This is a genomic window from Gemmatimonadales bacterium, assembly GCA_036265815.1.
Taxonomy (GTDB): Bacteria; Gemmatimonadota; Gemmatimonadetes; order Gemmatimonadales; family GWC2-71-9; genus CAVVWJ01.
In genome coordinates this window covers 1-10,773 of record DATAOI010000099.1, presented here as the reverse complement: position 1 = coordinate 10,773, position 10,773 = coordinate 1, and the positions used below count along the sequence as shown (strand labels likewise).

The following is a 10,773-nucleotide window of genomic DNA, read 5'->3' as shown; positions in this document are numbered from 1 at the left end:
GGACGACCGGAAGGTCGCCGGGTTCATCGAGCAGGGGCTCAAGGAAGAGGGATATGTGGTGGACGTCGCCCCCGACGGGGACGAGGGCACCACTCTGGCTCACGTGTACGAGTACGACGTGATCCTGCTCGACGTGGTCCTACCCAAGAAGAACGGGTTCCAGGTGGCCGCGGAGCTGCGCCGCGAGGGGCGAAATACTCCCATCCTGATGCTGACCTCGCGCGACGCGGTAGAAGACGTGGTGCGGGGGCTGGATGCGGGGGCGGACGACTACCTGGCGAAGCCGTTTCGCTTCGACGAGCTGCTGGCGCGGGTCCGGGCGTTGCACCGGCGGGGCGGAGCCGAGCGGCTCGAGGTGCTCCGCTACGGACCGATCACGCTCGACCGGCTCCGTCATGTCGCCACTATCAATGACGCCCGCCTCGACCTCACGCCCAAGGAGTTCCAGCTCCTCGAGTATTTCCTGTTGCGCCCCGAGGAAGTGGTCCGCCGAACCACGCTCCTGGAGAAGGTATGGGACATGCACTTCGATCCGGAGAGCAACGTGGTGGACGTGCATGTGGGGAATCTCCGGCGCAAACTGACTCAGGCGGCGGGCGAGCCGCTGCTGGTGACGGTGCGCGGCGTGGGCTTCAGCCTGCGGCGGGGCCAGGACGTGGAGATCGCGCCACTCCGCTGATTCCTCCCGGCGCCGCATTGCTTCCCGCCGGCGCCCTGCTCTTCATCATTCTCGGGTTGGCCGTCCGGCTGACCGTCTCGGCCGGCTCGGGCACGGTGATCTGGTCGGCCGGGCTCGCCGTCACGGGGCTGCCGGTCGTCTGGCGCACGCTCCGCGGCATGGCGTCCGGCCGCTTCGCGGCCGACCTCGTGGCCATGCTGGCCGTCGCCGCGGCGCTGGCGCTGGGCCAGCCACTCGCTGGGCTCATCGTCGTGCTCATGCAAACCGGCGGCGAGGCGCTCGAGCGCTACGCCGAAGGGCGCGCATCAGCGGCGGTCCGCGAGCTTGAGGCCGCCGCGCCGTGCCTGGCTCACCGACTGACCGCGGAGGGGGTGGAGGACGTCGATGCGGACGCCGTGGCCGTCGGTGACGGGCTGCTGGTCCGACCCGGCGAGCTCCTCCCCTGCGATGCCCTCGTGTTGGAGGGACGCTCTCACGTAGATGCCGCCCGGCTCACCGGCGAGCCGGTGCCGGTCACGGCGGCGCCCGGCGTCCACCTCCTGAGCGGCAGTCTCAACCTCGACGGACCGCTCACCGTCCGAGTCACCGCGCCAGCCAGTGAGAGCCAATACGCCCGGATCGTGGAGCTGGTCCGGACCGCGCAGGAAAGCAAGTCGCCGCTGCAGCGCCTGGCTGACCGCTACGCCGTCTGGTTCACACCGCTGACGCTCCTGGTCTGCCTGGTTGTCTACCTGTTCAGCCACGACCCGGTCCGGGTGCTCGCGGTGCTGGTGGTGGCCACGCCATGTCCGCTCATCCTCGCCACGCCGGTGGCGGTGGTGGGCGGGATCAACAGGGCCGCCCGCCGCGGCATCATTTTCCGCCACGGCTCGGCCCTGGAGCAGCTCGCCGGCATCACGGTGGCCGTCTTCGACAAGACCGGCACGCTCACCATCGGCCGTCCCCACGTCGCGCGGGTGCTGGCCGCGCCTCCGTTCGCGCCCGAGCAGGTGCTTCGGCTGGCCGGGGCCGTCGAGCACGGCTCCGGTCACCTCCTGGCACGCACCCTGATCGACGAGGCGAGTGCGCGGGGGGTCGCGCTGCCCCAGGCGCGGGAGATCACCGAGGCGCCGGGAGAAGGCGTGAGCGGCGAGGTGGAGGGGAGCCGGGTCAGCGTGGGCGGTTGGTCGTTCGTGATCCGCCGCGATCCGGAGGCCGAGGCGGGTCTCCGAGCCGCGATGGCGTCGCTGGAGAGGGAGGGGCTTCGCGCCTATGTCGCCGTCGACGGGTACGGCGCCGGCGTGGTCGAGTACGCGGACCGGCTCCGCCCCGGGCTGCGCGAGTTCGTGGTCACGCTGCGGCGGCTGGGCGTCCGGCGCACGGTTCTCCTCTCCGGCGACGACCCGGCCAACGCCACCGCCGTCGGCCGGGCGGTCGGCGTCGATGAGGCGTACGGCGGGCTGTTGCCGGCCGAGAAGGTGGGGTTCATTCAGCGGTTGGTGACCCAGCGTGAGCAGGTACTGATGGTGGGCGACGGAACCAACGACGCGCCCGCGCTCAGCAGCGCCACCGTCGGCATCGCGCTCGCGAGCGGCGGGGGCGGGATCACGGCCGCGGCCGCGGACGTAGTGCTTCTGGCGGACGATCCCACCCGGGTCACGGAGGCGATCGCCATCAGCCGCCGCACCCTGCGGCTCGCCCGGCAGAGCATCTGGGCAGGCCTGGGCCTGAGCGGTCTCGCGATGATCACGGCCAGCCTGGGCCACATTCCACCGACTTTGGGTGCGTTGCTGCAGGAGGTGATCGACGTCGGGGTCATCATCAACGCCCTGCGGGCCACTTTCGACGCCGAGTCTGCCGACGGCGTCACCAGAAGCCGGAGGTGATAGGTGGCGCAGCAGCCGCTCCTCATCCTCGTCCTTGGCCTCATCGCCGGTGCCGTTGCAGCTCGGCTCTACGGAGCGTACCGCTGGCGTGTCGGCACCCGGGCCTTGCGTGCACGCTTGGATGCCGCTCGCGAACCGGTTCGACCGTCTGTGGTCGATTTCCATGAGCTCGAGGGGCTGCCGGCCCCGGTGCAACGGTACTTCCGCACGGCGCTCAGTGACGGCCAGCCGATGGTAACGGGCGTGAGGATACAGCACCGTGGCACCTTCAACCTGGGTGATACCGCGGACCGCTGGAAGCGATTTGCTTCGGATCAGATGGTGGTCACCCGACGGCCGGGCTTCGACTGGAACGCTCGGGTCCTGGTACTGCCGGGCGTGGCAGTGCAGGTGCACGATGCGTATAGTGCCGGCGAAGGTCTCCTGCACGCGTCGCTGCTCGGCCTCGTTCCCTTGGTCCTTCTGCGCGGTACCGAGGACCTCGCCCGAGGCGAACTGATGCGTTTCTTCGCCGAGGCGGCATGGTACCCCACGGCCCTACTCCCAAGTCAGGGAGTGCGTTGGGCCGCGGGAGACGAGCGCTCGGCGTACGGTACGCTCACCGACGGCACGATCAGCTTGACGCTGCTCTTCAGATTCGACGAGCACGGCCTGATCGAGAGCGCTCGTGCGGAAGCACGGGGACGGACCGTAGGCGGGAAGGTCATTCCGACGCCCTGGCAGGGCCGGCAGTGGAATTACGAGGAGCGGCAAGGCATGACAGTGCCGCTCGAGGGCGAGGTGTCGTGGCTTCTGCCGGACGGTCCGCACCCATACTGGCGCGGCCGGATCACCCGGCTGGACTACGAGTTAACGGCTCAGCGGTGAAATGTGCCGCTGATCTGATTCGAGCCCGGTCCTTCATCGCCATAGAGCAGCGTGACCGTCCGCTCGTCAGCCGACACGGTGCCCGGCGCAAGGAGATAGGGTATGCCTTCGCCATCGCCGCCGGTACGGGTGAAGGTCAGCGTGTTGCCCTGACGGGTGTACGTCCCCTGCTCGGAGTTGTCGAACTCGAGGCTGGTGTTCTTGTTGCGATATGACGTGCGGAGGTCGTAGCCGGTGGCGCTAAAGGTGACAGAGCCGCTCAGTGTGATGCAGCAGCCATTCGGTGCGCTTGGATCGGACGGCAGTGGCTGGTCGTTCTCGGCCACCAGCGTGTATACCCCGTCCAGACTGGTGGGGGCGGTGCCGTCCCCGCAGGCGGAGGCGACAAGGATCAGGCTTGCGAGGAGCAGTCCTGGTCGTGCCATGGGACCTCCGATGCAGAGCGGATCCGGCAAGACTGACTCGGACGCACGGGTCACCGCCGGGTCCGCAGAACCGCCTCGAGGTGCGCCAGATACGCGGCGCCCTCCGCGGGGAGAGCCTCCCGAGTAATCCCGCGCGCCGCGAGCTCGATCTCGGCACACCAGACCCCCATCTGCTCCAACAGACGGTCGGCGCCCGCGGCGAACTCCGCCGACGTGCCACGGCGGCGACCGATGCGGTCCAGCTCGAGCCGCAGGAGCACGACCCGTTCGCCTTCATGCATCAGCCGGTTTGCGACCTCCTCCCGGAGGAGCGGGCGAAGCGCTGCGACCAGCGCGCGCTCGAGCCGGAACTGCTCCCGGAAATCATCCGAGATGTAACGAACGGCGGACCAGCGGGTCCAGAAGTCGGCCTCGGAGTCCAGCGCCGGCGTGAGGAACCGGCGGGTCTCCTCGATCCAGGCATCATGGCTGGGCCGGAGCACCGTCTCGAGCGGCTCCCCGCCGGGCCGGTCCGATGTCATGGTGGCATTGGGCACTGAAGACGCTCCACGTTGACGGCTGCCCCAATGCTACCCCGGCTCGGATGAAGGAATCCTGAAGGCCGGGGGAAGACACCTTAGCCATCGCCGACGCTGAAATCGCTGGTCCAGCGCCAATTGGCGATCTCGGGCAGGTCCTCCAGGTGCTCCCGGATGTAGCCCTGATGCTCGCTCAGCTTCTGCTCGAACAGATCCACCACCTCATCCGTGATCGAGCGAAGCCGCGGTACGTATTTGAGCGCGTCCAGCGCCAGGTGAAAGCGGCTCATCCGGTTCAGCACCACCATGTCGAACGGCGTCGTCACGGCGCCCTGATCGATGAAGCCGCGCACATGGAACCGCCCCTCGTTGGCCCGGCCGTGCACCATGCTGTGGACCACCGAGGGAAAGCCGTGATAGGCAAAGATCACCGGCGCCGCCTGGGTGAAGAGCGCCTCGAACGCCGCGTCGTCCATGCCATGCGGGTAGCGGTCCGGACTCATCAGCACGCCGAGGTCCACCACGTTGACCACGCGGACACGGATGCCCGGCACGTGTTTCTGCAGGAGCCACGAGGCGGCACAGGTTTCCAGAGTAGGCACGTCGCCGACACACGCGAGCACCACATCCGGCTCCCCGTCGCCCTCGTTGCTCGCGAAGTCCCAGACCGAGGCGCCGCGGGCACAGTGGTCCAGCGCTTGTTCCATGCTCAGCCATTGGAGCGCGGGCTGCTTTCCGCAGGTCACTACGTTGACCCGCTTCCGGCTACGCAGCCGGTGATGGAACACCGCGAGCAGGCAGTTCGAGTCGGGCGGGAAGTAGATCCGGATCACCTCGCTCCGGCGGGCCAGCGCGTTGTCCACGAATCCCGGCGCCTGATGGGTGAAGCCGTTGTGGTCGCTCCGCCAGGCGTGGCTGCTGAGAAATACGTTGAGTGACGCGATCGGCGCCCGCCAGGGGAGTTCGCGTGACTGCGCCAGCCACTTCGCGTGCTGCGTCAACATCGAGTCTACGATCTGGGCGAAGGCCTCGTAGGACGTGAAGACCCCGTGCCGGCCGGTCAGCACGTAGCCCTCCAGCCAGCCCTCGCAGCAATGCTCGCTGAGAATCTCCATCACCCGGCCATCGGGGCCCACGTGATCGTCGATCGGTACCGTCTCGCCGACGCTGCAGCGGTCGGTCACCTCGAACACCGCGTTGAGCCGATTCGAGTTGGTCTCGTCAGGGCAGAAGAGCCGGAACGTGGCCGGGTTCCTCCGGATCACGTCGCGGAAGAACTCGCCCAGCTTGCGCGGCGCCTCGGCCATCATCTGGCCAGGACCGGGGACGTCGAGCGCATACCCGGTGACGTCGGGCAGGTCCAGCGGGGCGAGCAGCCGGCCGCCGTTCACGTGGGGGTTGGCCCCCATGCGGCGGCCGCCGGTCGGCGCCAGACTGGCGAGCTCGGGGAGGAGCCCGCCGTCCGCGTCGAACAGCTCCTCCGGGCGGTAACTCCGGAGCCACGCCTCCAGCAGCTTGAGATGCGCGGGATTCTCGCGCACGGCCTCCAGCGGCACCTGATGAGCGCGGAACGTTCCCTCGATCGGGATTCCGTCCACCTCCTTCGGCCCGGTCCACCCCTTCGGCGTGCGGAGCACGATCACCGGCCAGCTCGGACGCCCCTGGAGGCCGTGGGCCCGTGCGTCCTGCTGGATGCGCCGGATCTCGTCGTAGCACTGGTCGAGCGTTGCCGCGAAGAGCTGATGCATGCTGGCGGGGTCGTCCCCCTCCACGAAGTGGGGCGTGTAGCCGTGGCCCTGAAAGAGCTGGGCCAGCTCGGCATCGCGGGTGCGGCCATCCACGGTGGGGCCCGCGATCTTGTACCCGTTGAGGTGCAGGATCGGGAGCACAGCACCGTCGCGTACCGGATTGAGGAACCGGTTGCTCTGCCAGCTGCCGGCCAGCGGTCCGGTCTCCGCCTCGCCGTCGCCGATCACACACACGACCAGCAGGTCCGGATTGTCGAATGCCGCGCCGTAGGCGTGGACCAGGGCGTAGCCGAGCTCTCCGCCTTCGTGGATCGAGCTTGGCAGGTGCGGGCCGCAGTGGCTGCCGATGCCGCCGGGCGTGGAGAACCGCCGGAACAGGAGCCGCATGCCGGCCGTGTCGCGGGTGATCTCGGGGTACACCTCGGTGAAGCTGCCCTCGAGATAGGCGGCCGCATTGAGGGCCGGACCCCCGTGGCCAGGTCCGGAGATATAGATCACGTTCGCGTCCCGCTCCGTGATCAGCCGGTTCAGATGCACACAGATGAAGCTCTGGCCGGTCGACGTGCCCCAGTGTCCCAGGAGGCGGGGCTTAACGTGCTCGGGCCGGAGCGGCTCGCGCAGGAGCGGGTTCTCGGCGAGGTAGATCTGCCCCACGGTGAGGTAGTTCGCCGCGTTCCAGTAGCGCTGCATGCGGTCCAGCAGCTCGCGTGACAGGGGGCCCTCGGCCGCGGGCGCGCGCCTGCCGGGATGCGCGGCGTCCCGCTCCACCGAGGTCGAAAGCCCCGGATCGAATACCAGTGTCGTCATGGTCTTTGCTATCCTCCGGCCGCGAGGCGGCTCGCGTGCCGCGCGACCATCAATTCCTCGTTGGTCTGGATGACCCGCACGAGCACCCGGCTCTCGCCAGTCGAGATCACCGGCTCGTTGCGCCAGTTGCGTTCGAGGTCGAGCTCGATGCCCAGGAACTCCAGGCCGGCCGCGATTCGCTCCCGCACCGGCGGCGCGTGCTCTCCGATTCCCCCGGTGAACACCAGGACATCCACTCCCCCGAGCGTGGCGGCGCAGGCGCCCAGCGCCTTCTTCGCCTGATAGCAGAATAGGGCGACCGCCGCGGCTGCGCGATGGTCGCTCGCTTCCTGCGCCAGCAGATCGCCCATGTCCTCGCTGCGGCCCGAGACGCCGAGCAGGCCGGACTGATGGTTAATCAACGCCCCTACCGCGTCCGGGCTCATCCCCAGTTGGCGGATCAGATACAACGGCACACTGGGATCGAGATCGCCGCAGCGCGTCCCCATCATCAGGCCCCCCGTGGGCGAGAAGCCCATCGTGGTGTCGAGGCTTCGGCCGTCACTGATGGCGGCCATGCTAGCTCCGTTGCCGAGGTGGGCGACGACCACCCGGCCGTGAGCGGCGTCGCCCTCGAGCTGCTGCAGCGCCTGCATGACGTACTCATACGAGAGGCCGTGAAACCCGTATCGCATGATCCCCTTGCCGCCGAGGTCGTCAGGCACGGCGTAGCGCCGAGCCACCGGCAGCAGCTCGCGGTGGAAGCCGGTGTCGAAGCAGGCGACCTGCCGGACGCCGGGATACGCACTCCCGACGGCCCGAATGCCGTCGAGGGCGTGAGGCATGTGGTCGGGATCGACCGGGACGAACACCTCTAACGACGCGAGGAGATCCGGCGTGACCAGCTCGGGGTCCCAGTGGCGCCCGCCGCCGTGCACCACCCGGTGGCCGACGACGTCGAGGCGAAGCGACGGGCGCTCCTGCTCCAGCCATCCCAGGAGCAGCTGCAAGGCGCGGGCGTGATTGGGCAGACTCTGCTCCCCATCCAGCAGTACGCCGCCGTCGGCGCCGGCGAACCGGACCCGGCTCCCGAGGAGTCCGATGCGGATCGCCGTCATCGAGAGCACCCGAGTCTCGACCTGGCCTATATCGTACACCGCCGCTTTGAGACTCGACGACCCGCTGTTGAGCGTGAGGACCCGGACGCTTCGCTCGGTCAACGTGAAGCCGGCTGGGAGGCCGTGACCCGCGAGGGTACTGCGGGGTAGGCCAGCTGATAGAGCGGGTATTGGATGTGTGCACCCAGATTGTCTGGCGGGGGCAGAAGCGCGAGGCCCTCGCGGTAGCCTGACAGGGCGACGCTCTCAGCCACCTGTGCCGATGCGTCACGCATCAGGGAGATGGCCGGGTACACCGGGCCCTGCTCCAACTCGGCCGAGTTGGTGGCGGCAGAGAGCGTATCCGCGGCGGCCAGGAACATGGCGGCCATCACCCGCCTGATCCGGCAGGCGACCACGCCGAGGCCCGGGAAGATGTAGGCGTTGTCCTTAAGCACCAAAGTTCTGATAACGCTAGCGCCCTTCTAGGTCTTACAACAGCCCAGAGCGCAGGTGCGAACTCACGCCCACGATGGCGCCAGCCTAGAATCACCACGCCCGGCGGGTTACGGAATGTACTGCAGGTTATTGCCTGGACGGCTCATGCCGACCACTTCGATCCTCGGTTCTCCATTGAGGAGAGAACGCCGCGGGTGAGCCGGCGCGTGCGAGGACCGGATCCCATTTCAGGCCTCGACGCTCGACTATGGAAGCACCTGCACGATCTTCCCCACCGATGGCACCCCGTTCCGATTGAGGATGAACAACAAGTAGTGCCCCGGCGGCGCCAGGTTCGGGTTCGCCGGCGCCGTGACGGTCAGCCCGGTGGACGTCTGGGTGAACGTCAGCGTATTTGCCCGCTGGCCCGCGTCGAATGCATGGGTGACCGAGCCGATCCGGATCCAGCGAACGTCGGTGACCTGCGCCGCGTTCGGCGTGGCGACGGAGAAGGTGTTCCCGTAGTGCACGGCGGTCGGGGCGCTCGTGATTGTCGGACGCGCCCCCTTGAACAGGTACGGCGGCGAGAAGATCTCGTGGTTGTGCTCATCGGGAACGATGGAGGTTCCGGCCAGGGCGTTGCCGCTGGCGCCGTGGAGCACCGTGCCGTCGGGCAGAAGCAGCGAGACCGAGTGGTAGACCCTCATGACGCTGTTCGCGGCGGCGTGGTCCATTGGTTCCTATCCGCGTGCACGCTGGCGGCCCTACTGCGATCAGAACGCGAGCCACGCAAAGGCGAACAGGGTGTTGTTCCCTGAGGCATCCCGCCCGCTTCCGTCGTAGTTGGTCTTCCCGCCGTTGAAGTTCGAGTAGGCGGTGTATTGCAGGCCAAGACGGGTGTTCTCCCATGGGTTCAGATCCACCTCCCCGAGGAAGCCGTTGGTCTTGGGGCTGCCGCTCGCGCTGCCGTCGACCGGGTCCGGCGCGTACAGGCCGGCGTCGGTCGAGCCCCTGGTGTCGAAGTAGCCGCCGGTCACGCCGAGCCACTGCCGGGGGTAGTAGCTGGCATTCAGCCGCAGGACCTTGAGCGAATTCTTGACGCTCTCCGACCCGCCCCCAGCGAAGGTCGCGTCGAGGGTCTGGTTCTCGTGGATCCAGCTTCCTCGCACCACCACGTTGCCAGTGCCCGCCTTGGACTCGAACTGCGCGTCGGCGCCCACATCCGAATAGGTGTCTCGGGGTCCAGTCAAGACGTCCGGGAAGAGGCTGGTGTGCAGACCGAAGGTGCCCACCATCAGGTATTGGTGCTCCCATTCCTTCTGCAGCGCCAGCCGCCAATACGGGGCCACGCCGTGAATCGCGCCGGTCTCCGACGAGGGCGCGGCCGTGCCCTGGAATGCCGAGCGGTAGAGTGAGACTTCGCCGTACACCAAGTTGCCGACCATCGCATAGCTGCCCAATCCCAGCACGTTCTGCGAGAGCCCGCCGTCTATCATTGTGCTGGCAGCGCCGCCCGGTGCACCTTCCGAGCCGATGAACGGAAAGCCCCACCCGGGAGTGGTGTTCCAGAGGTCCTGGACGCTCGGGTTGTTGTTCAGCGTCACTCCGTAGGCCATCTCGGTGCTGCCGAATGTGGTCTTGTTGGCATACCGGATATCCACGTTGTCGATCCCGAATGCCCCATCGGCACCGGCGTAGGTGAATTGAGAGAAGATTCCGATGTTGGGGGAAATCCGGCCTGCCAGGAAGCCGCTCAGCTCCTGCGGAAGCATGACCGCGTCGTTCTGGGTGTCGGGCAGATCGTCCTTGGTATGGGTCATCGACGCGGTGGCCATCGCAGAGAGCAGAGAGAAGGGGCTGAGACCCAGCCTACCACCATTGGTGGAGGAGTCCTTGTCGAACAGCGACGGAAGGTTGGTGAGCGTGTATCCATTCAGCTTGAACTTGCGTCCGAACGGGGTCAACGTCAGGAACTGATAGTGACACGCGGCGCAGGCGAGCCCGGTCTGGCGAGCGTAGCTCGGCACCACGTGCACCCCACCGGTGTGCTCGGCAACATAGGCGCGCGCGCGGTCGGCGGGGTTGTCTGTCGCCGAGAGCTGGGATGCAACACCGAAACACAACGGAAAAACCAGCCTATGGACCGAGCGCATACGGACCATCCAGTGAAGTGGTGCCCCCAATCCTCACTCCCCTGGGTTAAGGGAGCATGAAGAACCCTTGAATGTTCTTTGCCGAGCGGTGGGACATTTTGTCAGAGTGCGACCTCTTGTCTCCGATGAGCGGCGGCACAACTATGTAGGTCGACTACCAGATCTCTCTCCTCACGGTGCGAACATGAGACGAACCC

The 10,773-nt window shown here is 67.6% G+C and carries 10 protein-coding genes; 3 read left to right on the top strand and 7 right to left on the bottom strand.

Annotated features, from left to right (window positions below; all coding sequences use genetic code 11):
- The 3 genes from VHR41_19215 to VHR41_19205 all read left to right on the top strand — a co-directional run.
- On the top strand, positions 1-679 hold a 679-nt coding region (locus VHR41_19215), incomplete at its 5' end, for a response regulator transcription factor (GenBank protein ID HEX3236329.1).
- Between the two features lie 17 nt (positions 680-696).
- Complete coding sequence (locus VHR41_19210; GenBank protein ID HEX3236328.1) at positions 697-2,544, top strand: heavy metal translocating P-type ATPase; 1,848 nt, start codon at positions 697-699, stop codon at positions 2,542-2,544.
- A gap of 3 nt (positions 2,545-2,547) precedes the next feature.
- Entirely contained in the window at positions 2,548-3,411 is an 864-nt protein-coding gene (locus VHR41_19205; GenBank protein ID HEX3236327.1) for a DUF6544 family protein, read from the top strand.
- Here the strand turns inward: VHR41_19205 and VHR41_19200 are convergent.
- The 7 genes from VHR41_19200 to VHR41_19170 form a co-directional block, all read right to left on the bottom strand.
- The gene (locus tag VHR41_19200; GenBank protein HEX3236326.1) at positions 3,402-3,836 is read right to left on the bottom strand and encodes a lipocalin family protein; all 435 of its coding nucleotides are present in this window, start codon (positions 3,834-3,836) and stop codon (positions 3,402-3,404) included. The genes VHR41_19205 and VHR41_19200 overlap by 10 nt on opposite strands.
- Positions 3,837-3,886: 50 nt before the next feature.
- Positions 3,887-4,372 carry a hypothetical protein gene (locus VHR41_19195; GenBank protein HEX3236325.1) on the bottom strand — a complete coding sequence of 162 codons (486 nt, stop codon included), beginning with the start codon at positions 4,370-4,372 and terminating at the stop codon, positions 3,887-3,889.
- 80 nt (positions 4,373-4,452) lie between these two features.
- Positions 4,453-6,909 carry a phosphoketolase family protein gene (locus VHR41_19190; protein ID HEX3236324.1) on the bottom strand — a complete coding sequence of 819 codons (2,457 nt, stop codon included), beginning with the start codon at positions 6,907-6,909 and terminating at the stop codon, positions 4,453-4,455.
- 8 nt (positions 6,910-6,917) lie between these two features.
- Complete coding sequence (locus VHR41_19185; GenBank protein ID HEX3236323.1) at positions 6,918-8,108, bottom strand: acetate/propionate family kinase; 1,191 nt, start codon at positions 8,106-8,108, stop codon at positions 6,918-6,920.
- Positions 8,105-8,443 (bottom strand): malic enzyme-like NAD(P)-binding protein, encoded by a 339-nt coding sequence (locus VHR41_19180; GenBank protein HEX3236322.1) that lies wholly within the window; start codon positions 8,441-8,443, stop codon positions 8,105-8,107. The genes VHR41_19185 and VHR41_19180 overlap by 4 nt, the downstream gene beginning before the upstream one ends.
- A gap of 246 nt (positions 8,444-8,689) precedes the next feature.
- Positions 8,690-9,157 (bottom strand): galactose oxidase early set domain-containing protein, encoded by a 468-nt coding sequence (locus VHR41_19175; protein ID HEX3236321.1) that lies wholly within the window; start codon positions 9,155-9,157, stop codon positions 8,690-8,692.
- A gap of 39 nt (positions 9,158-9,196) precedes the next feature.
- A complete protein-coding gene (locus VHR41_19170; GenBank protein ID HEX3236320.1) occupies positions 9,197-10,576 on the bottom strand; it encodes a hypothetical protein in 1,380 nt (459 codons plus the stop codon).
- Positions 10,577-10,773 lie beyond the last annotated feature (197 nt).